This window comes from Pseudomonas pohangensis (genome assembly GCF_900105995.1).
GTDB lineage: Bacteria > Pseudomonadota > Gammaproteobacteria > Pseudomonadales > Pseudomonadaceae > Aquipseudomonas > Aquipseudomonas pohangensis.
The window spans coordinates 1,751,626-1,776,270 of sequence record NZ_LT629785.1; the positions used below are offsets into that span (position 1 = coordinate 1,751,626).

Here is a 24,645-nt window from a genome sequence, read left to right on the forward strand (position 1 = left end):
ACCTCAGCGTTTGCTCTTCACCAGGACGAACATCTTGATGCGTTCGTGAATCTCGTGAAGGGTCTGCGAATAGGCATTGGCGTTCTGGCTGGCGGCAGGGTCTTCGAAGTTCCAGGCGATGTACTCGCCGGCCCCCGGCAGGGTGCTGCATTCAAACGAAGATTTATCGCACAGGGTAATGATGTAATCGAAACGCTGGTGGGCAAACTCTTCCAGGGGTTTGCTGCGCAGACCATCGCAGGCCACGCCCAACTGCTGCAGCGAGTGAATTGCGCGCTGGTCAACTTCATCGGGCTGGGTGCCGGCACTAAAAACCTCATAGCGCTGCGCTGCCGTGTGGCGCAATAGGGCTTCGGCCATTTGCGAGCGGGCTGAATTGGCCACGCAGAGAAACAGTACCCGGGTTTTCGACGTCATTTCAGCAGCTCCCGATAAATTCGATTTGGTGAATATATTGCCAATCGTATATATTGTAAATCGAATATCTTATCGACCCTGCAGCAGCAACCAGCGAGCAGACAAGGAGCGATTGCATGAGCGCACATCAGCCTGTGGATGTGCTGATTATCGGTGGCGGCCAGGCCGCGCTGAGCACAGCCTACTTTCTGCGGCGCACGCAATTGTCGTATCTGCTGCTGGATGACCAGCTCCAGCCCGGTGGTGCCTGGCAGCATGGCTGGGATTCACTGCGCTTATTCTCCCCCGCCACCTGGAGTTCCATCGCCGGCTGGCAGATGCCCAACTCCGAGCCCGGCTACCCGCATCGTGATGCGGTGATCGACTATCTCACCCGCTACGAGGCGCGCTATCAACTACCCATTCTGCGTCCGCAGCATGTCGATTCGGTGACACGCCAGAATGGCCTCTTTGTCGTACAGGCCGGCGACCGCCAATGGCGCTGCCGTGCCCTGGTCAGCGCCACCGGCACCTGGAGCAAGCCGTTTATCCCTGCCTACCCCGGCAGCGCGCAGTTTGCCGGGCAGCAGTTGCATTCGGCGCAGTACCGCAACCCGCAGGCATTTGCCGGTAAACGGGTGCTGGTGGTAGGCGGCGGTAACTCGGGGGCACAGATTCTCGCCGAAGTCTCGAAAGTGGCTGAGACCCTGTGGATCACGCCGGAGCCGCCGGCCTTTCTGCCCGACGAGGTTGATGGCCGGGTGCTGTTCAAGCGCGCCACCGAACGCTGGAAGGCCCAGCAGGAAGGCCGCGTGATCGAGCAACCGGTGGGCGGCCTGGGCGATATCGTGATGGTCGAGCCGGTACGTGAAGCCCGCGAACGCGGGGTGCTGGTGACCGAGCGGCCGTTTCAGCGCTTCACGGCAAACGGTGTGGAGTGGGCCGATGGCCGCCGCGAAGCCGTGGATGTGGTGATCTGGTGCACGGGTTTTCGCCCGGCGCTGGATCACCTGCAAGACCTCGGTGTGCTGGAAGCCGATGGCCGGATCGCCGTCGCTGGCACCCGCGCCTGCAAGCAGCCCGGGTTGTGGCTGGTCGGTTATGGCGAATGGACCGGGGCCGCCTCGGCCACCCTGATCGGCGTAACCCGCACCGCGCGCAGCACCGTCAGTGAAATAACCGCTGCCCTGCAGGGCGATACAGATCAATAACAGAGCCATCGAGCGCCGCTAGACTTGGCGTTCAGGAGCAAGGAAACCGCAATGTCCAGCCAGTGTGAAGTGATCGGCAAGCAAGCCGCAGGTGCCCCCTTGGGATTTTTCGAGCGTTTTCTGACGCTCTGGGTATTTCTCTGCATTATCGGCGGCACCCTGCTCGGCCTGTTCGCCCCCGAGGCGGCGCAAAGCGTGGGTGCGCTGGAAATTGCCCAGGTGAATATCCCGGTGGGGCTGCTGATCTGGGTGATGATCATCCCGATGCTGATGAAGATCGACTTCAGCGCCATCGGTGAGGTCTATCAGCAGCGCGCGGGGCTGGGCGTGACCCTGAGCGTCAACTGGCTGATCAAGCCCTTCACCATGGCCTTCATGGCCTGGCTGTTTCTGCGCCACGTGTTCGCCGGCTGGCTGCCGGCCGAACAGATCGACAGTTACGTGGCCGGACTGATTCTGCTCGGTGCCGCGCCCTGCACCGCCATGGTGTTCGTCTGGAGCAACCTGTGTAAGGGCAATGCCAACTTCACCCTGACCCAGGTGGCGATCAACGATCTGGTGATGGTGTTTGCCTTTGCCCCGATCGTCGCCCTGCTGCTGGGCGTGTCATCGATCCCGGTGCCCTGGGACACCCTGTTGTTGTCGGTGGTGATGTATATCGTCATCCCGCTGGGCATTGCCCAGTTTATCCGCTCCCGCCTGCTGCGCCGGGGCGAGGCCGCGTTGCAGACACAACTGGCACGTATCGGCCCGTTCTCCATCCTCGCCCTGCTGGCCACACTGGTACTGCTGTTCTCCTTCCAGGGGCAGACCATCGTTGCCCAGCCCTTGATCATCGCCATGCTGGCGGTGCCGATTTTGCTGCAGACCCTGTTGATTGCCGCGCTCGGTTACTGGATGTGCCGCCAGCTCAGGGTGCGCCATGACATTGCCGGACCGGCAGCGATGATTGGCGCCTCGAACTTCTTCGAACTGGCGGTGGCAGTGGCCATCGCGCTCTACGGCTTCGACTCCGGTGCCGCGTTGGCCACCGTGGTCGGCGTACTGATCGAGGTCCCGGTAATGCTCTGGCTGGTACGCATGGTCAATAACAGCAAGGGCTGGTACGAACGCAACCAGCTGCAGAATTAGGGACAGCCCATGGAATTATTCAAATGGTTGAACGACCAGCTGCTGCGCATGGACTGGCTGGCGTGGCTGGTGCGGGTGCTGCTGGAAGACGGACTGGGCATGGACATGAGCAGCCGCACAGGGGCCAGCCTGCACTTCTTCATCTTTGACGTGATCAAGATTTTCATCCTGTTGAGCGTACTGATCTTCAGTATTTCCTGGGTGCAGAGCTATTTTCCGCCGGAGCGCACGCGGCGCATTCTGGGCGATATGAGCGGTATGAAAGCCAGGCTCAGCGCTGCGTTGCTGGGCACCATCACGCCGTTCTGCTCCTGCTCGTCCATTCCACTGTTTATCGGTTTCACCAGCTCCGGCTTGCCGCTGGGAGTCACCTTTGCCTTTCTGATCTCCTCGCCGCTGGTGGATCTGGCCTCGGTCATTCTGCTGGCGAGCATCTTCAACTGGACGATTTCCATCGCCTATGTGCTGATCGGGCTGGTTCTGGCGGTGCTGGGCGGCACGCTGATCAGCCGGGCAAAAATGGAGCGTTACGTCGAGGCGTTTGTCCTGCACAGCCCGGTGCTCGACATCGCGCAGGCAGAACTGACCCGCGGTGACCGGGCCCGGTTCGCCTGGACCCAGGTCAGCGATATTTTCCGCAGGGTCTGGCTGTATGTACTGATCGGTGTCGGCATTGGTGCAGCCATTCACAACTGGATTCCGGCGGCCTGGATCGAGGCATTGCTCGGGCAGAACAACTGGTGGTCGGTGCCCCTGGCCACTCTGGTCGGCGTACCCATGTATGCCGATATCTTTGGCACCCTGCCGATTGCCGAAGCACTGGTCGGTCAGGGTGTCGGCCTGGGCACTGCCCTGGCCTTCATGATGGCGGTAACCGCACTGTCCCTGCCCTCCCTGATCATGCTCAAGAAGGTGGTCAAGGCACCCCTGCTGGCGCTGTTCTTCGGCATCGTGACCGTTGGCATTGTGCTGATCGGCTATCTTTTCAACGCGTTCAGCTACCTGTTCATCTGACTTTTGGAGAATGAAATGATCATCAAGATTCTTGGTTCCGGCTGCAAGAAATGCATGACCCTGACTGAAAACACACAGGCTGCACTGGCCAACCTTGGGCGCGAAGCGCAAGTGGTCAAGGTGACCGACTTCGCCGAAATTGCTGCCCACGGCGTGATGTCGACACCCGCCCTGGCGATAGATGACAAGGTGGTTTCAGTCGGCAAGGTGCTGAGCAGCGAAGAGATTGAAAAGCTGCTTGCAACCCACTGAAGCGACGTTCACTTGATGTGAACGCTGCCGATCACGCCTGCCCGCTTCTGGCTCGTTTCAGCCCCTTGCCAGGGGCGGCAGCCGACCCTTAGCTCCCGTTGACGCCGGCAGTTCGCAGCCAAAGCGGAGGGGGCTGTCCCCGGCTGAGTTGGCCACCCTCTGAGGTTTGGAGGTCTCCAGAAAAGCCGGGGCTACTCACCAAACTGATTTGGCTGGCTATCTAAGCTGTAACCCAGCTTTTCACAGCCGCGCCCAAAATCCTGCACGTGTTTGCGTGCCCACTCTTCGGCAGCTACAGGATCTTTTTGCTTAATTGCGGCCACAATATTTTCGTGTGCTTTTAACATGCGCAGATTGGCATCCTCTAAATTTGCCAACAACGTGCTCTCGGCGGGGTAAAACAACTCACTCATGCCAAGGCGGCTCCATTGCAGAACCCGGTTATTAGAGGCTTCGGCTAGCAGGCTGTGAAACTCATGGTCCAAGGTTTCAAGCCGCTTGTAGTCGTCCAGAGCCGCATGCATTTGCGCTAGATTTTCCTCCAGTCGCTCCACCAGTTCAGTCGTCACCCGTTGTGCCGCCAGGCCTGCCAGAATAGGCTCAAGTATCAGGATTGACTCATACACCTGCCCCAAAGTGACCTGATCAATCAGCATGGATGTTGAAATACGGCGGGAAAACTTCTCGTATTTAGGCGCGGTCACCTCCAGCTTTTTCTTGCCTGGAGCGCGGCCAACCAGATCATTTTCCTCCAGCAGCCGCAGCGCCTCACGTACCGAGGAGCGGTTAACGCCGTAGCTTTCTGCCAGCTCGGTTTCCGAGGCCAGCGTATCTCCAACCTGTAACTGGCCGCTCACTATCTGTGATTCCAGCTGGTTGTAAATCTGACGGTATAGCGGTTCACGCTGTAGTGATTGAGCCATAGCTCCTCGGTTTTCCTGAACTTGTATGCAATTTACCTGCTGTGGGTATCAATTTCGTACCCGAGCCAAGGATGCCTAGCCTATTGACCCACCTTGGTTATGTCTATAGATTAACAACTGTCGGACAGTCCGACAATAATCTATCACTATCAGGCGCTTGAAGGGTTGAGAGGCAGACTATGAATTTTGAGCATACGGACAAGGTAAAGGGGCTGATGGCTCGCATTGAAGCCTTTATGCAGGAACATATTTATCCTATTGAAGCGGCTTACGAAGAGTTTGTTACCGACCCGGCCAATCTGTGGGTTGTCCCGCCTGTCATGGAAGAGCTCAAAGCCAAGGCGAAAGCTGCAGGCCTGTGGAACTTCTTCCTGCCTGAAGAGTATGGGGAATTCAGCCCGGGTTTGACTAACCTGGAGTACGCCCCTCTGGCAGAACTGATGGGCCGCGTGGACTTTGCCAGTGAAGTGTTCAACTGTAGCGCACCAGACACCGGCAACATGGAAGTCTTGGCTCGCTACGGCACCCCTGCCCAGCAAGAACGCTGGTTGCGTCCATTGCTGGACGGCAAAATTCGCTCTGCCTACCTGATGACCGAGCCACAAAAAGCCTGTTCCGATGCCACCAATGTTGAGTGCTCCATTGTTCGTGATGGCGATGAGTACGTGATTAACGGTCGCAAGTGGTGGGCTTCGAGTGTTTATGACCCTCGCTGTGAACTGCTGTTGGTCATGGGTAAAACCGATTTTGATGCACCCAAGTACACACAACAATCGACCATTATCGTGCCCAAAGACACCCCGGGGATTACCTTGGTTCGTCCATTAAAAGTGATGAATCACTATCACTCGCCGCATGGCCACGGTGAGGTGCTGCTGGAAAATGTACGTGTACCGGTAGAGAACATCATTCTGGGTGAAGGTCGTGGTTTTGAAATTGCCCAAGGCCGCCTTGGCCCAGGCCGCATTCACCACTGCATGCGTCAAATCGGTGCTGCCCAGCGCAGCCTGGATCTGATGTGTCACCGCATCGAAGAACGTGCACCCTTTGGCAAAAAATTGTCTGCTCAAGGCAGTATCCGTCAAGACGTTGCCAAGTCTCGCTGTGAGATTGAACAGGCTCGCCTGCTGACGCTGGCCGCAGCCGACAAGCTGGACAAAGTGGGCAACAAGGCAGCGAAAGACTTTATCGCCATGATTAAGATCGTTGCACCGCAAATGTGTCAGAACGTGGCGGACCGCGCCATGCAGGCGCACGGTGGCATGGGCATTTGTCAGGACACCCCAATTGCCAACATCTTCGCCCACGCCCGCATGATTCGTTTTACCGACGGTCCTTGTGAAGTCCATATGTCTCAGCTGGCTAAACAAACCATTGCTGAAACAGTAGGTAACAAACCATTCCTGAAACAGTAGGTAAAAAATAGGCCGTTCAGGCAGCGGACAACGGAGATTAAGTTGTGAAAGCACTCGTCTTTCATGGTCCCAAAGACCTGCGTTACGAATCCTTTGCTGACCCTAAAATATCTCAGGATCGCAGCCTGATTATTCAGGTGCAGAAGTGCAGCATCTGTGGTTCCGATTTACATATGTATCACGGTGACCGCATTGCATTGTTTGATTACAGCAAGCCCATGGCTCACTTTTGCACCGGGCACGAAACCATTGGTGAAGTGGTTGAGGTGGGTAAGGCCGTCACTACCCACAAAGTCGGCGACCGTATTCTGGTTGCCGGTGGTTCAGGTTGTGGTCTGTGCAAGCGCTGTCTGAAAGGTGAAATCAACCTTTGCGAAGGTAACACTCGAGGTCAACCCAGCACAGCCTATGGCATTTCACCTGGGCTGAACGGTGGCCACGCGCAGTACATGGAAGTACCTTTTGCCGACACAGGTGCAGCAAAAATTCCTGACGGTGTCACCGACGAACAAGCCATTCTGTTAACCGATGCACTGGCTACAGGCTATTACGGTGTGAAAATGGCCAATGTAAAACCCGGTGACAGCGTCGCGGTAATTGGCCAGGGCCCTGTGGGTTTAATGGCCGCTGAAGCGGCTTTGGCAGTAGGCGCAGCTCGTGTTTACTGTATCGACATGCAGGCAAGTCGCCTCAAGCTGGCGGCCAAATTTGGTGGTATTCCTCTCACACCGGATCAAGCCCGCGAGCGCATCATGCACGACACCAACGGTATCGGTGTTGATGCGGTGATTGAGGCTGTCGGAGTTGGCCCCACACTCAAGCAAGCCGCCATGATGCTGCGCTTTGGTGGCTCCATGTCCATTCTCGGTATTTTGCAAAAAGGTACCGAGCTGCCCTTGCAAATAATGCAGGCCAAATCTCTGCGTGTACACGCGGGCATTGCCGGTATTGCCAATTTGTGGGAAGAGCTAATCCCCTTGGTTCAGGGCGGCCGTATTAAAGGCGAAGGCATATTTACCCACCACCTCTCCCTGTCCGAAGGTGCAGAAGCCTTCCGCTTATTTGATGCCCGTGAAGATGGCGTGATCAAAACGCTGATCACGCCCTAACCGATTTTTTGAGAGCTAATTATGAATATTAAAAACGTATTAGATTATTCCGGCAAAACGGTCCTGGTATGTGGTGCCTCCGACGGCATTGGTTATGGTGTGGCGAGCATGTACAAAGCGTTGGGCGCGACCGTACATATCACCGGTACCCGTACTGCTGATGCCTACGACAATGATTTTACCGGCATGGAATTCCACAGCCTTAATCTGCAAAGCGCCGACGACATATCTGCCTTTGCGAAAAAGTTCGATCATCTGGATGCACTGGTTAACTGTATAGGTACTGTGCTGTGGGGCAAGAAAGAGTTCGAACGTGAAGGTTTCGAATTCATTATTAACATTAACCTGACCGGCGCCATGCAGTTGTGCACTGAATTCTTCCCGCTTCTGGAAGCCAGTGGCGGCAGCATGGTCAACCTGGATTCGGTGGTGTCCATTCGCCCTGCCCCCGCTAATCCTGCCTACAGCGCCAGTAAAGCCGGCTTGGTCCAGTTGACCAAATCCCTGGCCATGAAATGGGGTCGTAAAGGCGTACGTATTAACACTGTCGCCCCGGGTATGGTGCCCACCAAACTGACCACCAACCAATCCGGCCCAGAGGCTGAGAAGGAATGGATTAAGCAAATTCCATTAAGCCGTGTTGGTAAGCCTGAAGACATCGGTGGAGCTGTAGTATTCCTGACCTCACCACTGGCTGCCTACATAACCGGCCAGCAAATTGTTGTCGATGGCGGCATGACTCTGTAGGCAGGTATTCGGCATGATGAATCAAGAACAATGGCAAGCGGTCGCCAACTATGTGGGAGGTCTGGGTCATACGCTCGACCTTTCCTTTAAACCGAAGAAACTTTCTGGTGGTGCCGCCAACTTTAACTACGTGGTGAAGTTAAACGGCAAAAAAGCCGTACTGCGTCGCCCACCGGATGGCCCGCTGCCTCCGGGTGCAAACGATGTCGCCCGTGAATACCGTGTACTTTCAAGTTTGAAAGAGCATTACCCACCAGCACCGATAGGTTTGGTATTTTGTGATGACGAGTCTGTTATCGGCGTGCCCTTTTGTATCAGCGAATTCCGTGAAGGTATTTGCATCGGGCGCGACTTGCCGGAGTCACTCGTTAACCGCCCGCAAATCGGTGACACTCTGAGCCAATTGCTTGTCGAGTCTCTAGTCAAATTGCACAAGGTTGACTTGCAAGCGACCGGCTTGTCGTCTTTGGGGAGTGTTGACGGGTTCCTCGAGCGTCAAATCAGTGGCTGGTACAAACGCGGTTCTCGTGTTCTCAACGAACAGCAACTGGAAAAGCTAGGCACTATTCGCGACTGGCTGCAGGATAACTTGCCGGAAAAACGTTTGGGCGCTTTGGTCCACAACGATTTTAAACTGGACAATATGCTGCTTGACGAGGAGTCACTGACGGTCAACGGCGTTGTTGACTGGGATATGTGTACTGTCGGTGATCCTATTTATGAGCTGACCATCTTGTTAGCTTACTGGGGCGAGCCAAACGATAAGCCTGCCTACGAATTCCAGTGCCGTATGCCAAAAGAAGCCGAAGGCTGGTGGCCACGAAGCAAAGTTATTGAGGAATATTTCAGGCTCTCCGGCTTTGATAAGCAAGCACTGGATTTCTACTGGTGGCTAACCCAATACCGCAATATTGTGGTTTATGCGCAGCTTAATGCGTTATTTACCCGCACAGGGGAATTTCCGGCGGCACTTACTCAAGAAGAATGTGAGTTGATGCCTGGGCGGGTTGATCAGTTATTGGAAACAGTCACTGCGGCCCTTGGGTCTCCAGATTTTCGCTATCTCTCGCGCTAGTGAATGACGATATGCAACCAGCACCAACGCCAGGATTTAGCGCACTGAATGCTCTGTGCCCACTGCGCCGTCCTCAGCAGGTGACGACAGCTTGTAATTGATGATATCTAAAAAATTACGCACGAGTTAGAAAACCGTGTACCGACAATAACGTTAAACCGCCGGAGCCGCGCCTTATGAACATTAACTTTTCAGCCGAAGACCTCGCCTTCCGCGAACAAGCCAGAGTTTTTTTTCAGAGCCATTTCACAGCCGAGCTTGCTGCAAGAATAGCTTCTCCCAAGACCTTTAAAAGCGCCATGATCGAGTGGCAGAAAATACTCGCGAAAAAAGGTTGGATTGCTCCCGACTGGCCCGTTGAATACGGTGGCACCGGGTGGAGTATTACCGAGAATTACTTGTACGAACGCGAGCGCTCAGCAGCAGGTGCGCCAGACGTTGTGCCTTTTGGCTTAAAAATGGTTGCGCAGGTGATCATTGCTTATGGCACCGAGGCTCAAAAGCAACAGTTCTTGCCGCGCATTTTTAACAGCGATGATTGGTGGTGTCAGGGTTATTCAGAACCCGGTGCCGGCTCCGACCTGGCCGCACTAAAAACCCGTGCAGAACAAGACGGTGATAACTACATCGTTAATGGTGCCAAAATATGGACCACCTACGCCCAATATGCTGACTGGATATTTTGTCTAGTGCGCACGGATCCGGAAAGTGCCAAACAACGTGGCATTAGCTTTCTGCTCATCGATATGAAGACCCCCGGTATAACCGTCAATAAAATTGACTCTATAGATAACAAGCACACGTTAAACGAGGTGGTATTCGACAACGTCAAAGTGCCTGTCGCCAACCGCATCGGCGAAGAAAACCAAGGCTGGACCTATGCCAAAGTTTTACTCGCCCATGAGCGTACCGCCATCGCAGAAGTGTCTAAATCAGCGCATTGTTTAAGCGCGCTTAAAAGTATTGCCAGACAAGAAATCAGTGGCGGTAAACCACTACTCGAAGACCCTATGATCCAGCAGCGTTTTGCAGATATAGAAATAGAACTAATGGCGCTGGAGTTTACCGAGCTACGAGTGCTATCCAGTTTCTCAGAGGGCAAAGGGCCAGGGCCAGAGTCTTCGCTACTTAAAATCAAAGGCACTGAAATACAGCAGGCCATTCAGCAGTTGCGGCTGGACCTTGCCGGTTACTACGGCGGTGTATTGAAAGGAGATCTAAGCAATTCCCAGATAGGCCACGAATTCGGTGACCAGGCGAGAATAGATTTCATGTACGGCCGAGCCGCCACAATCTACGGTGGCTCTAACGAAGTTCAGAAAAACATTACCGCCAAAGTAGTACTGGGCCTATAAGGACAAAACGACATGAATTTTAATCTATCTGAAGAACAGGCCATGATCAAAGACAGCATCGCGCGCTTTGTGGCCGACAATTACAACTTCGAAAAACGCCGTAAAAATGTCGCTATGGAGCAGGGCTTTAACCCGGCTTACTGGCAAACCTTTGCCGAGTTAGGCTGGTTGTCCATCCCATTCCCCGAGTCATTAGGTGGCTTTGGTGGTGGCGCTGTCGACACAATGGTAATTATGGAGGAGCTGGGCAAGGGCCTTGTCGCTGAACCCTACATCGCCACCGTTCTATTATTTGGTGGCCTGTTAGCCCAAAGTGGTGAAGGCGAGCTGCAACAAAAATTAATTTCCCAAATTATTGATGGCAGCCTCCAGGGCGGCTTTGCCTATCTGGAGCGCCAGAGCCGCTTTGAACTGAGTGATATAAAAACCAGCGCAAGCGCCCAAGGTGATCACTACTGCCTTAACGGCGAGAAAACTGTCGTATTTAACGGCCCTGTTGCAGACCAATTAATCGTTTCAGTTCGCACCAGCGGAGAACAATGTGACGAAAAAGGCATCAGCCTGTTTTTAATTGATCCGGCTGCAGAGGGTGTCAGCCTGACTGATTACCGCTTAATGGACGGACAACGTGTCGCCAATATTTCATTAGTTAATGTTTTAGTTAGCAAAGAGCATTTGATCGGTGAACTCGATCAGGGCTATAGCCTGATCGAAGCAGTCGTCAGCAAGACGATGCTTGCGATTAGCGCTGAAGCCCTGGGTATTATGCAGAAGCTAACAAGTACGACGGTTGAGTACAGTAAAACCCGCGAACAGTTCGGTACCGCAATTGGTCGCTTCCAGGTCCTGCAGCATCGTATGGTGGATATGTTTATCGCCACCGAACAAGTCCGCTCGCTATTGTATCGCGCCGTATGCTCGGCCGACGCAAACAATGACGATGCCGAAAAAGACCTGCGCGCGCTGAAAGTTTTAGTCGGCCGATCTGGCAAGTTGATCGGCGGCGAAGCTATTCAGATCCACGGCGGAATGGGGATGACTGACGAGCTAGATGTTGGCCACTACGTCAAACGGCTGATGATGATTAACACCACCTTTGGCGACGCCGATTACAACCAGCAAAAGTTTTCGGCGTTAGCAAATAGCTAATCCAGCCCAATATGCCAGGCCGGGCGCCGGATGGAATGAAGTCCCGCCCGCTTGAGGCTAATAGGAAACCGTTGGGTGTTGGACCCAAGCCAAAAGAGAGAATTCAAAATGCGTAGATGGATAGTCAAATCGTTTGGTGAGCCGAAAGATGTTTGGACGCTCCAGGACAATGCTGCAAGTCTTGAGCCCGGCCCTGGTCAAGTCAAAGTCAAAGTCGAAGCCTGCGGCTTAGGCTTACCTGATGTCTTGATGTGCCGCGACAATTACCCAATGACGCCACCACTTCCGTTTACGCCTTCTCAAGAGGCAGCGGGCGAGATCATCGCTACCGGTGAAGGTGTCGACGAAGCGCTGATTGGTACCCGCGTTGTTGGTCCGACTCTTTTTCTGGAACAGGCTGGCGGTTTGGCCGATGAATGCTTGATGGCGGTACCCGGCCTCGATGACGGCGTTTCATCTGGTCTATTGCTGATCCCCGATGAAATGACCGGGATTGAGGCAGCTGGTCTTTATATACCCTATCAAACGGCATGGGTCGCACTCGTCCGGCGCGCGAAAATCACGAAATACGATGTCGTGCTGGTACTTGGTGCATCCGGCAGCTCGGGTAATGCAGCGGTTCAATTGGCTAAAGCCAGGGGCGCTCGCGTTATCGCTGTCGCCGGTGGGCCGGAAAAAGCCGCTTTCTGCAAAAGTATCGGCGCGGATGAAGTCATCGACAGAAAGCAGCAAGACATTACCGAGGCTGCGCTGCAACTTACCGATGGCAAAGGCGTGTCAATTGTCTTTGATCCCGTTGGAGGCAAAGCCGCACGCGCTGCTTTTGAGGCGACCGCCTTCGAAGGACGATTTATTTTCATCGGTTATGCGAGCGGTGAGTGGCCGAGCATTGCTCCACAAGAAGCCGTGATGAGAAACATTTCATTAGTGGGCGCAATGCCAATGGGATTTTCCGCAAATGATGTGCTCGCTATCCATCAAAATTTGGTCAAGCACTGGCAGGAAGGCGCAATTGATGTCTCGAACAACCAGGTCTTTGATTTCGCTGATGCACCAACAGCGGCAACGCATATCGCGGATGGAAAAGTTGAAGGCAAAGTCATTGTCCAGATAAACGTGAAGCAATCGTAGGGCAACCTCGGAAAGGTTTCTGCATGAAGCTCTGAAACCGCCTGGAATGAAGCCCGGCATCTAGCATAAGTGACAGTCGGTCAGTGCAAAGTCTTACTGTCGAATCCCGATAAATGGAGCCCAGAGATACCCATGTCCTTAATACTATTTCACACACCAAGTTCTCGCTCACTCCGTCCTCTTTGGTTGCTCGAAGAGATGGGTCTCGATTTCGAATTGAAAACGATGACCTACGATCCAGAGTATTTTGCATCTGACGCCTACAGGGAGATCAATCCCATGGGCAAGGTGCCAGCCTTGTATGATGGTGATCACCTGATTCTAGAATCGACGGTTATTCTGCAGTACATACTGGCGAAACACGATCCATCGCCTTTAAGCGTAGAACCTGAAGAGCCCGACTTTGGATTCTATTTGACCTGGTTGCACATGGCCGAGAGTGGCCTATCGCACTATCTCGCTGTGGTTCTTGGTCAGCTGAGTGGCCTTGAAAGATATGCAGTCTCCGAAGGTTTCGAAGCCTATGTGAAGTATCAAGCCGAGAAGGCTTTCGAGATGCTGGATAACCATCTTGTCGGCAGGTCATTCATTGCCGCAGACCGCTTCACGGCTGCTGATATTTCCGTTGGATACAGCCTGTTTCTGGCAACCCAGCTTTGTAGACTGCCCTTGCCAGATCGTGTGCAAGCTTATTTTGAGAGATTGCAGGATCGCCCAGCCTGGAAAAAGGTCGTTTCGATCAAATAGGCTTGGTGAACTGACCCTAGCAGCGTAGGCACATCTGAGTGTCCGCAGTCGGCACATTTCAGCCCCTTGCCAGCAGCATCAGGCGACCTGTAGCTGGTCGTAGACAGCCAGCGAACCCGCGTCGATCGGCCTGGAAAGTGGCGCGGATGGGAAACCTCAACCTGGATCCTGCTCGCGTCTGCCTATGCAGAACGCGAGCACGGGTGCTATGGGCGGTGCTGAATCAGGGCTGCAACTCTATATCGCCCGGCCGCCAGCTCTGGTTGAACCAGGGTTCCAGTGGCCCGTAGAGGCGCAGCGCCACGTTGTAGCCCTTGCCGGGCATGCTTTGTACCCAGTTGTGTTCCTGACCTGGCGGCGCCTTGGGGCCGAACCAGACGGTAACACCGCCATCCGCGTTCAGGCGCACGCCCGGCAAGGTGCTGTCGAGGCCTGCCAGTTTCTGGTCGCTGGGCAACAGCGAACGGGTCTGGTTGTCATAGGCGGTGAATGACCAGAAGTCCTTCGCCGGGATCGGCCCGGGCAACGTGACCTTGTACGTCTTGTCCGGGTCCAGATAGTGCCCGTCAGCATCACGCACGGTGATCGCATAGGCCGAGCCGGTGCCCGGCTTCGATTCGGTCATGGCTGGCGTGATGCCGGTGGCGTAGTAGAAGAATCTCATCCGTGCATCAAGCAGCCGTTCGGCACCGTTGAGGAACTGGTAGCTGCCACCGATGAAAGGTGTCCACCATTGGCGGTCGTTGTAGATACGCGTTTTCGTATCCCGCGAGGCATACAGATTGGTCCGGGCAATGGCATTGGCCACTGCCACCGACTCGCTGAGGATGCCCTTCATGCGTGCATCGGGAGCAAACGGCTGACCCTTGCGGATACCGATTGCGGCATACAGGCCCACGGTATCGGGGTCGACCCAGTCCGCCGGCTCGTTCTGCACCACAGCGTTCAGTTCCTCGTAGAAGCTGAAGTCATTGGCGCTGATGGTGTTGAACTTGACGCCCGAGACGTTGACCACCTGGGTAGCTACAGGCTTGGAGGCCTGTGCCAGCGGAAACACCGCCGCCTTGGCCCTGACTCCCGCCACCGCCGCCGCGATATCACCTTTCTCGACGAAGGCGCGGTAGAAGATCAGCAGCTGGTTGGTACGCGGATTGGCCAGGTGATAGCCCTTGGCCGGCAGCTCGCCCTTGTAGCCGGGCGGTACGAACAAGTAATCGCCACCGGCGCCCTTGTCCGGGCCGGTGAAACCGACATCGGTTACCCAGCGGAAGTCGGCGTCATCCACCGGACCGAGTACCCTTGGCGGCACGCGCACGACCATCGGCCCGGCGTTCAGGTCGACGCACAACACCACATACACGGTAGTGGTGTTGGCAGTCAGGAACAGCGAGCGCGCATCAAGCAAGTCTTCGCTGATGCCGATGTCGCGGTTTTCCCTGATGCCGGCCTGTTCGAAGCCTTTGCACAGTGCATGCACCGAGGTGGCTGACATGCCCTTCAGGAAAGCGTCGATGCCACGACCGAAGTCCAGCTGGTCATAAGCCAGTTTTTCCGTTGCGGCATCGGGCACGCCATTGTTGAAGCGCAGCGTTCCTATGCGGGTTTCCTGGGTATCCGGCGTGGTGATTTTCGCTGGCACGTCGGGCGCGTACCTCGCCGTCTGCGCCAGGGCCAGCGACGTAGTGATGGCCGTTGTCGCGGCCAGTGCGATGAAAAGCAGGCAGTGCTTGAGTCGTTTCATTGTGCGTATCCTTCTCGCATCCGTTTGGCAAAGTGTGCGACCTGGACCTGCAGTTGCTGCGCCACAGTTGTGGCGCAGCAACCGATCAGGCTGATCAAGGTTGCAGTTCTATCTCGCCCGGCCGCCAGCTCTGGTCAAACCAGGGTTCCAGCGCGCCGTACATGCGCAGTACCACGTTCCAGCCCTGGCCCGGCAGTGTCTGTACCCAGTTGCCTTGCTTGCCCGCCGGCGGCTTGGGGCCGAAGTAGATATCTACCGAACCGTCTGCATTGTATTGCAGGCCCTTCTTCTGACTGCCGGCACTGGGAAAACGCTGGTCAGTCTGGATCATCGAACGGGTCTGGTTGCTGTACAGGATCAGCGACCAGAAGTCCTTCACCGGGGCGTTGGCCGGCATGTGCAGGCGGTAGCTCTTGCCGCCATCGAAGGGATTGCCGGCTGCGTCGCGCGCGGTCCAGGCATATTGCGAACCCTTGCCGATCATCTTGGCTTCCATCGCCGGCGTTACCAGAATCGCCAGATAGTAGTAGAAGGTCGCGGCGTCAAAGTTCTGTACGCCCGGCTCGGTCTGGAACTGGTAGCCGCCGATAAAGCCTTTTTGCCAGTTGCTGTCCGGGTAGTAGTAGGCGCTCTTGTCGCGGGTGTGGAAGAGCACGGTGCGGGCCGTGGCTGCACCGACCTTGGCCGCATCGGCAAGGATTTTCTGCATCCGCGCATCCGGGGCAAACGGCTTGCCCTTCTGGATGCCGATGGCCTGGAAGAAGCCCAAAGTGACCGGGTCAAGCGAGGCGGTCGGTTCTTCCTGTACCACCTGATTCAGCAGCTGCCAGTAGTTGTAGTCAGTGGGAAATACGGTGTTGAACGGCTTGCCCGACATATCAACAAACGTGGGGGCAGGATGGGCTTTGCCGGCATCCGCCAGCGGATAGATTCTGGTGAATTTCTTGACCAGCTCGACGCCCGGCTTGGGGTCACCTTTGTCCAGGAAGCTGCGCCATGGAATCCACAGGCCGTAGGTAGGCGACTTCACGGTGAAATACCCGTCCGGCACCGTGCCCTGGTAGCCCGGCGGCAACAACAGGTACTTGCCACCTTCGCCCTTGTCCGCGCCGGTGATGCCGACATCCACAACCCAGCGCTGCCACATGTCGTTGGCTGTGCCGAGCACCTTGGGCGGCACTTCCAGCACAATCGGCCCATTCTTCAGGTCGATCCAGGTCCAGCTGTACACGGTATCGTCATTGCCGGTGAGCACAATGCCGCGGGAGTCGAGCAACTGCTCGAAAATCGGCACCACCGTATTCGGCGCTCCCATGCCGGCGAAGGCCTGGCGGTTGGCTATCTGGCTGACAGCAGGTATGCCCAGCAGATAGGCCTGCACAGCACGCTGGAAGTCCAGGTTGTCATAAAGTTTGCTCGCGGTTTGCTGGTCAGGAAAGCCATCGGTGAACTTGAGCGTGCCCAGGCTTGTCTCGACCTGTGCCGGCGTACCCACACCATCCGGCGCGGGGGTCGAATACTTGACCTGCGGGTTAGCCGGTGGGCCATTGAGCATGCCAGTGCCGGCCAGGGCCGGCGCTGAGAGGTACAGGGTTGTGCCCAGTGCTATCCCGAGATTGCGCCAGGTTGTCGGGTATCTTTTCATGGTTGTCTCCCTCGCTGAGATAGCGGCAAAACGCAGTCGCCGCCGATAACTATTGCCACTTCAACCGGTTTTCAGGCGTCGGCCAACGGGCCCCAGATATCCGTGAAGCAGAGCTTCTCCATTGCTGGTGTCTGCATGCCCATGCCCATCGCTGCAGCCATGCGGCGCTTGGCGGGTTCGCTGTGTACGGTTTTGAGGAAGGCTATCTCCTCGTGATTCAGCTCTTCCTCGATGCTGCCGCTGAAGCGCACCGAAGCCTTGGCTGCGGCAAGTGCCTCCAGCGGGAAGCTGGCAATACGCCGGGCCAGGTTATCGACGAACTGGTCGATCTCGGCCGCCGGCAGTGCACGGTTGAAGTAGCCGTAACGCTCGGCGAGTTCGGCATCGATATCGCCACAGCCGAGGATGATTTCCAGCGCCCGGCCCTGGCCGATCAGACGCGGCAGGCGCACGGTGCCACCGGCGCCGGGGATGATGCCGACACCGACTTCGGGCTGGCCGAGTACCGCCTGGCCGATGGCGCCAAAGCGCATGTCGCAGGCCAGTGCCAGTTCGCTGCCGCCGCCGCGGGCACGGCCCTGGATCTTGGCGATGCTGACCTTCGGGCTGGTACGCAAGCGGTCGAACACCTGGTTGATCCAGCCCAGCACCTCCTCGCGTGGTGCCGGCTCGCTGGGCAAGGTGGCGATGGTGCCGAGATCGGCATGGGCGACAAAGAAGTCCGGATTGGCGCTCTGCAGCACCATCACCTTGACCGCCTCGTCCACCTCGATCTCGCGGCTGAGGCGGTCCAGGTCAATCAACATGTCCATATCGAGCAGGTTGAGCTCGCCGTGGCTGAGGGTGACGAAGGCCACTCCGTTGTCGATGCTCACCGTCAGTGTCTTGAAATTCGCGTCGTTCATGCTGTTGCTCCTGATTCTCTGTAGGTGCCGGGCGTCGGCCAGCTTTACTTGATGCCCATGGCGGACTTGGTCAGACGGTCGAGCAGGCTGTCGCCGAAGAGGCGCGAGACACGCCACAGCGGCGTCAGCGGATAACGGCTCTTCGCCCGTGGCGCCTGCAGGGCGCGCAGGATGGTCTTGCTGACCAGCTCCGGCGGCGCACCTTCACGGCCCATCTTCGCCAGCAATGCCGGCATTTTCGCCATGTAGGGAGCATATGCGGTATTGGCAAAACGGGTGTCGGCCTCGGGGGATTTTTCCCAGATCGGCGTGCGGATGTTGCCTGGCTCGATGGCCGAAACCTGGATACCGAAGATGCCCAGCTCGCGGCGCAAGGCATCGGAGAAAGCTTCCACCGCATGTTTGCTGCCGCCATAGGCGCCGACGAAGGGGAACACCAGACCGCCGCTGATCGAGCTGATATTGATGATCCGGCCCGGCGCATGGGGGCAATTGCTGCGCGCACCGAGCAGCGGCAGGAAGGCCTGGGTCACCTGCAGCAGGCCGAACACGTTGACCTCGAACATCTGCCGCACTTCCTCCATCGGCACGTGCATCAAGGGTGCGGCGCCGGAAACCCCGGAGTTGTTGACCAGCGCGCAGAGGCCGGCATCGCCGAGCGCCTGCTGTACTTGCTCAACCGCAGCGGCAATCGCCGGGGCGTCGGTCACATCGAACAGCAACGGGCTGAACTGCTCGCCCAGTTCTTGCTGCACCCGCTCGGCATCGGCCGCTTTGCGCACGCTGCCGAATACCCGGTAGCCGTTGGCAATCAGGTGGCGTGAGGCATCCAGGCCGATGCCGGTGGAAACGCCGGTGATCAATACGCAGGGACGTTGGGACATGCTGGTGAACTCCTGTTAGAGAACCCGCGCCAGCAGGCGCGGATAGCTTTCCGGCAACAGCCGGGCGAGCCAGTCGATGGTGGAAGAACGGTAACCGGTAATGACCCGGCGCCGGCCTTGCTGGATGCCGCGCAGAATGTCGGCAGCGCAACGCTCAGGTGGTGTGATCAGGGTGCGCTGGTTGGCTGCGTCCATGCGGTCTTCGATCGCGCCGCTAGTGGCGCAACGCCGGCTGGCACGATCGATATTGGTTTTGATTCCGCCGGGGTGAACACACACAGCGCTGACACCGCTGCCAGCGAGCTCCGACCAGAGGCTCTCGGTCAGGCCGCGTACGGCAAATTTCACCAGATTGTAGGTGTTCAGCCCCGGCAGCCCGACCAGTCCGGCGATGCTGGAAATGTTGATGATGCAGCCTTCCTTCTGCGCCAGCATGTAGGGCAGGAAAGCCTTGCTGCAGTAAATGACGCTCCACAAGTCGAGGTCGACCAGCCAGTGTGCTTCTTCCAGCGTCTGGTTGGCAAAGGTGCCGAGCAAGGCGCTGCCGGCGTTATTGAACAGCATGTGGACTGTGCCGAAGTCGGCGATCACCTGAGCCGCGTGTGCATCCACTGCGGCGCGGTCGGTCACGTCCAGGCGGTACAGACGCACCTCGGTTTGGCTCGGCAATTGGCTGCGGGTACGGGCCAGACCAGCTTCGTCTATATCCGACAGGGCCAGCCGGGCACCCTGTCGGGCCAAGGCAATGGCCAGCGCCTGACCGATACCGGAACCGGCACCGGTGATCACCGCGACCTTGTTGTTGAAGTGGCGCATGCTTGCGTTCCTCTGGCTCAGGGTGTCAGCGACTTGATCAGTCGCGGATAGCTCTCGGGGAACAATCGCGGCAGCCAGTAGAGCAAACGGGAATGTTGCCCGGTGACGATACGCCGCTTGCCGCGACGCACGCCCGCGAGGATTTCCCTGGCACATTGGGCAGGGCTGGTATGCATCAGGCTGGCAGCTTTCTTCTGCATGTTCTGTTCACGGACGCCGACCTTCTGCGACACCCGCAGGCGCTGCTCAAAGCCGGTCTTGATCCCGCCGGGATGCACGCAGATGGCTTCCACCCCGCTGCCGTCCAGCTCCGACCAGAGACTCTCGGTCAGGCCGCGTACAGCGAACTTGGTGATGTTGTAGGCGCTGTGGGTGGGATAACCGATCAGGCCGAACACGCTGGACAGGTTGACGATGCAACCTTCGCGCTGTTCCAGCATCATCGGCAGGAAAGCCTTGCAGCCGTACACCACACCCCACAGGTTGATGTTCACCAGCCACTCCATCTCTTCGACGGTCTGGTTTTCAAAGGTGCCGATCAGCGTGGTGCCGGCGTTGTTGAACAGCAGGTGCGCGGTGCCGAAGTCGGCTTTGACTTGTGCTGCGTGGGCAAACACCGCCTCGCAATCGGAAACATCCAGAAGGTAGCTACGGACCCGGGTGCCGGCGGGTAGCTGCGCGACAGTTTCTTCCAGCCCGGCCTGATTCAGATCGGACAGTGCCAGCTGCGCGCCTTGCCCGGCCAGGGCGATGGCCAGTGCCCGGCCGATGCCGGAACCGGCTCCGGTGATAACGGCAACCTTGTTGTGAAAATCTTTCATCAATGTGCTCCGTGGAGTCTGGTCAGATAAAGCTGTGCGGTTTACTGGTCGCCGGCCTGATAGGCGCTGGCCGGGAACTCCAGCAGCTCGAATTCCTCGCTCTGGTTGAAGCCGGGGCGTGGTGTGCCAATGTCTTCGCGGTAATCGCCGATGCGTGCCTTGAGCAGGAACGGCATGGGCATGCGGCGCTCTTCGACCGTATCGCCGGTGCGGCCGATGCCCAGGTAGCGGCCATCGGGCAGGCGGCGCACTTCGTCGAGCATGTGAATGTCACCGGCATAATGGTCATAGGCGCGATAGACCAGACGGAACGAGGGCTGGCCATCAAAGTAGGACGGCCCGATGCTGGTCTGCATTGGCCACAGATCGGTCTTGCCGCCGGCCAGACGCCACACCGTGTTGTAGCCGCGACCGCTGTCGGGGCCAGTCTGGGTGAACGACTTGCCCTCCCAGATACCCGGGTAGAACGGGTTGTGGCTGGCGACCGTCCAGAACACCGTCTTCCACAGTGTCGGGAAGGTGGTCATTTCGCCGGAGAATTCACCGTTCATCTCTTCCATGGTCGGCGCGGGCAGGTGCTTGAACAGCTCGACGGCCTGCTCCGGGGTCAGCTCCTCGACCCGGGCTGCCATCTGCATGACCTCAGGGGACAATACGGGCGCACTTTCTTCAGCCACAACCGGCTGGGCGACGACAACCAGAGCCAGAGTGGTGGCGGCGAACAGCTGGCGCAATAAATCGGCAGCAATCTTCATGCGGGTCTCCATGCAGGGGATTTCGTGAGGCTATTGGGCCTGAACCGAAGGCATGCAATTAACCATTCGGGGCCAATATTTTGTCTTTATGGGCCAAATCATCTAGCCTGAACCAGCGAAGTTTCCCCGGAGTCACCCCATGCAAATTGTCCAGCTACGCACCGCCGGCCAGGAAACCCCGGTGCCCATCACCATCATCGGTGCGTTGCCGCGACTGCTGAAAGCATCCGGGCTGGATCCGCGCAGCATTGCCCTGAGCGTGGGGCTGAATCCTTCACGGCTGGACGACTCCACCTACCTGGTGTCCTTCGAACAGATCGCCCGTTTCCTCACCGCCGGCGTACGCCAGACCGGCGATGAGCTGTTCGGCCTGAAGGTCGGCCTGGCCGAGGGGCCGGGTGCACTGGATGCGCTGGGTTATCTGGCCATGAATACGGCCGATGTGCAGGGTGCACTAGGCACCCTGGCGCGCTACCTGCACCACTTCGGTGGCACCCTGACGCTAAGTCAGGAAGGCGGTGTGGCGCTGTTTGACTATGCCTTTGTCGCGCCGCAGATCGAGGGCGCCGGGCTGATCGTCGAGGCCAGTATGGGCCTGGCGGTTGCCTTGCTCAGGGAGCTGTGCGGCAAGACCTGGACGCCGCTACAAGTGCAATTTACCCGGCCGTTACCGGGCCGACCGGCAGCCTGGCAACAGGCCGTGCAGGCGCCGGTGTATTTTGGCGCCGAGCGAGATGTGCTGGCGTTCTCGGCCAAATGGCTAAGCCAGCGCATTGACCGCGCCGACCCCGAACTGCATCGCATCCTGCAGGAGCGGGTAGCGGAACTGGATGCCCAGCAGAGTGCTGACCTGGTCATCCGTGTGTGTACGCTGATTCGTGGCGGATTCCTTTCCGGGCATGTTTCCCAGGAACAGGTTGCCGCCCGCCTCGCCATGAGCCCGCGCACGCTTAAACGCCGGCTGCAAACAGAAGGCACCAGCCACTCGGCGCTGCTCGAACGCACCCGCATGGAAATGGCTTGCCACCTGCTGCAAAACTCCAGAGCCAGCATGACGCAAATTACCGGACTGCTGGGTTATGCCAACTCAAGTGCCTTCAGCCGCGCCTTCAGCCGCTGGAGCGGCATGCCCCCGCGCGACTGGCGGGCACAGCAGCAGACTGAAAAGCACAAGTGACCGAAGGATATTCAGCCGCAAGCCTCGATACGATTGACTGTACCTGGCACGGTTCTTCCCCATGCCGAGGGGCCGCAGGATCTCGACGCCGCCAACGCCATGCAGGGCAAGCTCTCCGTGCGGCAGAAGAACGCGGGAAGGTTCGAAATTCCGGATCAGGATGAAGCGTCGCTGAAAAAGGTCCGGGATGCGATCAACCTTCTGGTGGCGACCCGAACCGGTACCAGGGACATGTTCGGCGACAAAGCCAAACTCGACCCGATCAGCCACTTTTTGGGCACGGCCATGGGCTGGAGCGGAAACCCCGAACAAGCCGCCAGGTATGACAGCGCTGTGCCGGAAATGTATGGCGGCAAGACACTCTACCGGCTCACCGTAAAGGACGTCCCGGTCGCCGGTTTCTGGTCCATTACTGTCTACAATGAATCGGGATATATGGAGAAGAACGACCAGAACAGCTATACGTACAACCATGTGACCGCGAGAAAGAACGCGGACGCAAGCATCACGATCAATTTTGGCGGCGGCCCCGACGTCATCAACAATCTTCGCCGCCGGATGAAATTACACCTTGCGGATGTATGATCCGAAGCAGGAGATCATCACCAGGTCATGAAGCTTTCCCCGGGCACAGCCGGCAAAGCAGATGGCGATGATCGCAATCGAGAAGACGGGCACACGAATTACCGTCACCAGGCGGTAAACACAAGGAGATGAGCATGAAGATAAAAACAATCATGGCCGTGAAAGCAACCGCACTGGCGCTTGCGCTGCTGGGTGGCATGACGCCGGCCTTGGCCGAACAGGAAGTTGGTCTGAAGGATCCCTGCCCGATCACGATCGAGAACTGGCGCGGCAAGGCCTTCTACGAAATTCTGTTCATGAACCGCCTGCCCAACGGCAGCGGGGTCGGCTATTACTACAACTCTCTCGGCAACGACCTTGAGGCGCCTAACGACGTAATGGACGCCCGCTTCCGCGCTCTGAATGGGGATGCCTTGAAAAAGGAATACGGGAGCGATGGCGTTCTCTTCAATGGTCCGCGCCGACTCGTGGCGAACGGCATAACCGGGATGGCCTGGGATGGCTGCAAGGAAAGAGTGATCGCCACGATCCCCTTGCGCGTGCTCGGCATCTTCGAAACCCCTGACCTCAGTAAGGCAGTTGCCGGATCGCTGCCTTCTTACAAGGTGCTGGTCTCTAAACGTAGCAATACCTTTACCTTCAATGCAGGCGAAACGGTGTATGAGTTGGTCACCGACGAGGGCGCCGTATACACGATGTTCAGTCTGTCTCTGAAGATCGACCCCAATAACACCATCGAAAACCTCCCCACCCTTGGCGAGCGCCTGACTTTACCGAAGGGCTGGAGCTTAAGATCACGCAAATTGGACCAGGACATGACTCTCACGTCCGTCGCCGATTCCAACCCGCCTAACACCATCGTTCTCGACCAGTTTGAGGGCAACTATCAGTACAACGCAGCTGCCAGCGCCAAAAAGTAGCCTGTGTGCCGCCTGCGAAGACAGCAGTCTTCGCAGGCGGTGATGCGTTCGCAAAGAGCAGTTTCTGATCGGCACGCGTCCCCAATGAGGGGCTCGGTTACACGGCAATGCGCTCGCTTCTGGGTTTAATTGAACAACGCCGCGAACTGGTCGGTGCCAGAGCGCGCTTTACCAAGCGCTTATGACACGAGCTTAAGCCGTTAACTTAGATGACCGTGAATGCTCAACACGGCTTGAATAAGCATGTAATTCCGCACTTTGAGCAGGAAATACAGAAACCAAAGAGTCTGGAAAAAACCCTACCCGCCCCCCGCAGAGGTGCCTCTGCGGTGTTTACTTTCCTAGCCAGGCTGCTAGCAGAACCGCCCCATTCGATGTGCCTGACTGCTTCTGGCACGCTTCAGCACCTTGCCAGGGGGCAGCAGTCGACCGATTCTGTTGAAAAAGTCGGTTTTCCCGAACGACACATATCGTGATCTGTGAAAATGCCATTTTTTCACGCTGCTACGTGAAATCGAAGTTCGGAAGCCTCCGCCGAAAGTAGGGATGTCAATCTCAAGCGCGTACTTTTCTGTCTGGAAAATCACGACGGACTTTTTCAACAGAATCTGCCATAAACGGACAGTGACCCAATAAATCTGTCCCCTTTTTCCCCAGCAGAGCTTTAAAGACTTTGAGCAACGCCATGTTCCTACACTCCCCAATAAGTTAAACAATCCTGATCCCACAGGTATGCCATCG

The 24,645-nt window shown here is 57.1% G+C and carries 25 protein-coding genes; 15 read left to right on the forward strand and 10 right to left on the reverse strand.

From position 1 onward, the window contains the following. Positions 1-3: 3 nt before the first annotated feature. Positions 4-417 carry an arsenate reductase ArsC gene (locus BLT89_RS08205; protein ID WP_090194110.1) on the reverse strand — a complete coding sequence of 138 codons (414 nt, stop codon included), beginning with the start codon at positions 415-417 and terminating at the stop codon, positions 4-6. 116 nt (positions 418-533) lie between these two features. On the opposite strand from BLT89_RS08205, the gene BLT89_RS08210 reads away from it, so the two are divergent. The 4 genes from BLT89_RS08210 to BLT89_RS08225 are packed head-to-tail and all read left to right on the forward strand — an operon-like array spanning position 534 to position 4,004. Then, positions 534-1,607, forward strand: a complete 1,074-nt coding sequence (locus BLT89_RS08210; protein WP_090194112.1) for an ArsO family NAD(P)H-dependent flavin-containing monooxygenase — start codon at positions 534-536, stop codon at positions 1,605-1,607. Between the two features lie 51 nt (positions 1,608-1,658). After that, the gene (gene arsB, locus BLT89_RS08215) at positions 1,659-2,738 is read left to right on the forward strand and encodes an ACR3 family arsenite efflux transporter (protein WP_090194114.1); all 1,080 of its coding nucleotides are present in this window, start codon (positions 1,659-1,661) and stop codon (positions 2,736-2,738) included. Between the two features lie 9 nt (positions 2,739-2,747). Further along, positions 2,748-3,752 (forward strand): permease, encoded by a 1,005-nt coding sequence (locus BLT89_RS08220; protein ID WP_090194115.1) that lies wholly within the window; start codon positions 2,748-2,750, stop codon positions 3,750-3,752. Between the two features lie 15 nt (positions 3,753-3,767). Next, a complete protein-coding gene (locus BLT89_RS08225; protein WP_090194116.1) occupies positions 3,768-4,004 on the forward strand; it encodes a thioredoxin family protein in 237 nt (78 codons plus the stop codon). Positions 4,005-4,195: 191 nt separating this feature from the next. Here the strand turns inward: BLT89_RS08225 and BLT89_RS08230 are convergent, their stop codons facing one another. Next, positions 4,196-4,927, reverse strand: a complete 732-nt coding sequence (locus tag BLT89_RS08230; protein WP_090194118.1) for a FadR/GntR family transcriptional regulator — start codon at positions 4,925-4,927, stop codon at positions 4,196-4,198. A 179-nt stretch (positions 4,928-5,106) separates the two neighbouring features. Here BLT89_RS08230 and BLT89_RS08235 point away from each other — a divergent pair, with 179 nt between their 5' ends. From BLT89_RS08235 to BLT89_RS08270, 8 genes are all read left to right on the forward strand, one after another. Continuing rightward, entirely contained in the window at positions 5,107-6,342 is a 1,236-nt protein-coding gene (locus BLT89_RS08235; protein ID WP_090194119.1) for an acyl-CoA dehydrogenase family protein, read from the forward strand. A gap of 44 nt (positions 6,343-6,386) precedes the next feature. Then, the gene (locus BLT89_RS08240; RefSeq protein ID WP_090194121.1) at positions 6,387-7,451 is read left to right on the forward strand and encodes an alcohol dehydrogenase catalytic domain-containing protein; all 1,065 of its coding nucleotides are present in this window, start codon (positions 6,387-6,389) and stop codon (positions 7,449-7,451) included. 21 nt (positions 7,452-7,472) lie between these two features. Continuing rightward, complete coding sequence (locus tag BLT89_RS08245) at positions 7,473-8,198, forward strand: SDR family NAD(P)-dependent oxidoreductase (protein ID WP_090194122.1); 726 nt, start codon at positions 7,473-7,475, stop codon at positions 8,196-8,198. A gap of 13 nt (positions 8,199-8,211) precedes the next feature. After that, complete coding sequence (locus BLT89_RS08250) at positions 8,212-9,273, forward strand: phosphotransferase family protein (RefSeq protein ID WP_090194123.1); 1,062 nt, start codon at positions 8,212-8,214, stop codon at positions 9,271-9,273. 176 nt (positions 9,274-9,449) lie between these two features. Continuing rightward, complete coding sequence (locus BLT89_RS08255) at positions 9,450-10,628, forward strand: acyl-CoA dehydrogenase family protein (protein ID WP_090194125.1); 1,179 nt, start codon at positions 9,450-9,452, stop codon at positions 10,626-10,628. Positions 10,629-10,640: 12 nt separating this feature from the next. Continuing rightward, positions 10,641-11,777, forward strand: coding sequence for an acyl-CoA dehydrogenase family protein (locus tag BLT89_RS08260; protein WP_090194126.1), 1,137 nt, complete (start codon positions 10,641-10,643; stop codon positions 11,775-11,777). A gap of 108 nt (positions 11,778-11,885) precedes the next feature. Beyond that, positions 11,886-12,908: an NADPH:quinone oxidoreductase family protein gene (locus BLT89_RS08265; protein WP_090194128.1), complete on the forward strand. Its 1,023-nt coding sequence runs from the start codon at positions 11,886-11,888 to the stop codon at positions 12,906-12,908. A gap of 132 nt (positions 12,909-13,040) precedes the next feature. Continuing rightward, positions 13,041-13,655, forward strand: coding sequence for a glutathione S-transferase family protein (locus BLT89_RS08270; RefSeq protein ID WP_090194129.1), 615 nt, complete (start codon positions 13,041-13,043; stop codon positions 13,653-13,655). A 223-nt stretch (positions 13,656-13,878) separates the two neighbouring features. Here BLT89_RS08270 and BLT89_RS08275 read toward each other — a convergent pair whose 3' ends face one another. From BLT89_RS08275 to BLT89_RS08305, 7 genes are all read right to left on the reverse strand, one after another. After that, on the reverse strand, positions 13,879-15,396 hold the full coding sequence (locus tag BLT89_RS08275; protein ID WP_090194131.1) for a DUF1254 domain-containing protein: 1,518 nt from the start codon (positions 15,394-15,396) through the stop codon (positions 13,879-13,881). A gap of 94 nt (positions 15,397-15,490) precedes the next feature. Further along, complete coding sequence (locus BLT89_RS08280; RefSeq protein ID WP_197673545.1) at positions 15,491-17,041, reverse strand: DUF1254 domain-containing protein; 1,551 nt, start codon at positions 17,039-17,041, stop codon at positions 15,491-15,493. Between the two features lie 71 nt (positions 17,042-17,112). Then, positions 17,113-17,946: an enoyl-CoA hydratase/isomerase family protein gene (locus BLT89_RS08285; RefSeq protein ID WP_090194132.1), complete on the reverse strand. Its 834-nt coding sequence runs from the start codon at positions 17,944-17,946 to the stop codon at positions 17,113-17,115. Between the two features lie 44 nt (positions 17,947-17,990). Further along, the gene (locus BLT89_RS08290; RefSeq protein ID WP_090194134.1) at positions 17,991-18,830 is read right to left on the reverse strand and encodes an SDR family oxidoreductase; all 840 of its coding nucleotides are present in this window, start codon (positions 18,828-18,830) and stop codon (positions 17,991-17,993) included. A gap of 15 nt (positions 18,831-18,845) precedes the next feature. After that, on the reverse strand, positions 18,846-19,646 hold the full coding sequence (locus BLT89_RS08295) for an SDR family NAD(P)-dependent oxidoreductase (protein WP_090194135.1): 801 nt from the start codon (positions 19,644-19,646) through the stop codon (positions 18,846-18,848). 17 nt (positions 19,647-19,663) lie between these two features. Further along, on the reverse strand, positions 19,664-20,467 hold the full coding sequence (locus tag BLT89_RS08300; protein WP_090194137.1) for an SDR family NAD(P)-dependent oxidoreductase: 804 nt from the start codon (positions 20,465-20,467) through the stop codon (positions 19,664-19,666). A 41-nt stretch (positions 20,468-20,508) separates the two neighbouring features. Next, positions 20,509-21,222 (reverse strand): hypothetical protein, encoded by a 714-nt coding sequence (locus tag BLT89_RS08305; protein ID WP_090194138.1) that lies wholly within the window; start codon positions 21,220-21,222, stop codon positions 20,509-20,511. A 139-nt stretch (positions 21,223-21,361) separates the two neighbouring features. Between BLT89_RS08305 and BLT89_RS08310 the strand changes: the two genes are divergently transcribed. From BLT89_RS08310 to BLT89_RS08320, 3 genes are all read left to right on the forward strand, one after another. After that, positions 21,362-22,399, forward strand: a complete 1,038-nt coding sequence (locus BLT89_RS08310; protein WP_090194140.1) for an AraC family transcriptional regulator — start codon at positions 21,362-21,364, stop codon at positions 22,397-22,399. Positions 22,400-22,432: 33 nt separating this feature from the next. Continuing rightward, positions 22,433-22,984: a DUF1214 domain-containing protein gene (locus BLT89_RS08315; RefSeq protein ID WP_197673546.1), complete on the forward strand. Its 552-nt coding sequence runs from the start codon at positions 22,433-22,435 to the stop codon at positions 22,982-22,984. A gap of 134 nt (positions 22,985-23,118) precedes the next feature. Beyond that, positions 23,119-23,904, forward strand: a complete 786-nt coding sequence (locus BLT89_RS08320; RefSeq protein WP_197673547.1) for a hypothetical protein — start codon at positions 23,119-23,121, stop codon at positions 23,902-23,904. 555 nt (positions 23,905-24,459) lie between these two features. On the opposite strand, the gene BLT89_RS17995 is transcribed toward BLT89_RS08320, so the two are convergent. Further along, the gene (locus tag BLT89_RS17995; RefSeq protein WP_269457173.1) at positions 24,460-24,591 is read right to left on the reverse strand and encodes a hypothetical protein; all 132 of its coding nucleotides are present in this window, start codon (positions 24,589-24,591) and stop codon (positions 24,460-24,462) included. Between the last annotated feature and the right edge of the window lie 54 nt (positions 24,592-24,645).

Excerpts from the sequence above, each read along its gene's own strand:
- BLT89_RS08300 (WP_090194137.1), bottom strand. The coding sequence starts at position 20,467 with ATGAAAGATTTTCACAACAAGGTTGCCGTTATCACCGGAGCCGGTTCC.
- BLT89_RS08235 (WP_090194119.1), top strand. The coding sequence starts at position 5,107 with ATGAATTTTGAGCATACGGACAAGGTAAAGGGGCTGATGGCTCGCATT.
- BLT89_RS17995 (WP_269457173.1), bottom strand. The coding sequence starts at position 24,591 with ATGGCGTTGCTCAAAGTCTTTAAAGCTCTGCTGGGGAAAAAGGGGACA.
- BLT89_RS08210 (WP_090194112.1), top strand. The coding sequence starts at position 534 with ATGAGCGCACATCAGCCTGTGGATGTGCTGATTATCGGTGGCGGCCAG.
- BLT89_RS08280 (WP_197673545.1), bottom strand. The coding sequence starts at position 17,041 with ATGAAAAGATACCCGACAACCTGGCGCAATCTCGGGATAGCACTGGGC.
- BLT89_RS08290 (WP_090194134.1), bottom strand. The coding sequence starts at position 18,830 with ATGTCCCAACGTCCCTGCGTATTGATCACCGGCGTTTCCACCGGCATC.
- arsB (WP_090194114.1), top strand. The coding sequence starts at position 1,659 with ATGTCCAGCCAGTGTGAAGTGATCGGCAAGCAAGCCGCAGGTGCCCCC.
- BLT89_RS08205 (WP_090194110.1), bottom strand. The coding sequence starts at position 417 with ATGACGTCGAAAACCCGGGTACTGTTTCTCTGCGTGGCCAATTCAGCC.
- BLT89_RS08285 (WP_090194132.1), bottom strand. The coding sequence starts at position 17,946 with ATGAACGACGCGAATTTCAAGACACTGACGGTGAGCATCGACAACGGA.
- BLT89_RS08320 (WP_197673547.1), top strand. The coding sequence starts at position 23,119 with ATGAAGATAAAAACAATCATGGCCGTGAAAGCAACCGCACTGGCGCTT.
- BLT89_RS08310 (WP_090194140.1), top strand. The coding sequence starts at position 21,362 with ATGCAAATTGTCCAGCTACGCACCGCCGGCCAGGAAACCCCGGTGCCC.
- BLT89_RS08305 (WP_090194138.1), bottom strand. The coding sequence starts at position 21,222 with ATGAAGATTGCTGCCGATTTATTGCGCCAGCTGTTCGCCGCCACCACT.
- BLT89_RS08275 (WP_090194131.1), bottom strand. The coding sequence starts at position 15,396 with ATGAAACGACTCAAGCACTGCCTGCTTTTCATCGCACTGGCCGCGACA.
- BLT89_RS08255 (WP_090194125.1), top strand. The coding sequence starts at position 9,450 with ATGAACATTAACTTTTCAGCCGAAGACCTCGCCTTCCGCGAACAAGCC.
- BLT89_RS08220 (WP_090194115.1), top strand. The coding sequence starts at position 2,748 with ATGGAATTATTCAAATGGTTGAACGACCAGCTGCTGCGCATGGACTGG.
- BLT89_RS08265 (WP_090194128.1), top strand. The coding sequence starts at position 11,886 with ATGCGTAGATGGATAGTCAAATCGTTTGGTGAGCCGAAAGATGTTTGG.
- BLT89_RS08250 (WP_090194123.1), top strand. The coding sequence starts at position 8,212 with ATGATGAATCAAGAACAATGGCAAGCGGTCGCCAACTATGTGGGAGGT.
- BLT89_RS08230 (WP_090194118.1), bottom strand. The coding sequence starts at position 4,927 with ATGGCTCAATCACTACAGCGTGAACCGCTATACCGTCAGATTTACAAC.
- BLT89_RS08225 (WP_090194116.1), top strand. The coding sequence starts at position 3,768 with ATGATCATCAAGATTCTTGGTTCCGGCTGCAAGAAATGCATGACCCTG.
- BLT89_RS08260 (WP_090194126.1), top strand. The coding sequence starts at position 10,641 with ATGAATTTTAATCTATCTGAAGAACAGGCCATGATCAAAGACAGCATC.
- BLT89_RS08270 (WP_090194129.1), top strand. The coding sequence starts at position 13,041 with ATGTCCTTAATACTATTTCACACACCAAGTTCTCGCTCACTCCGTCCT.
- BLT89_RS08295 (WP_090194135.1), bottom strand. The coding sequence starts at position 19,646 with ATGCGCCACTTCAACAACAAGGTCGCGGTGATCACCGGTGCCGGTTCC.
- BLT89_RS08245 (WP_090194122.1), top strand. The coding sequence starts at position 7,473 with ATGAATATTAAAAACGTATTAGATTATTCCGGCAAAACGGTCCTGGTA.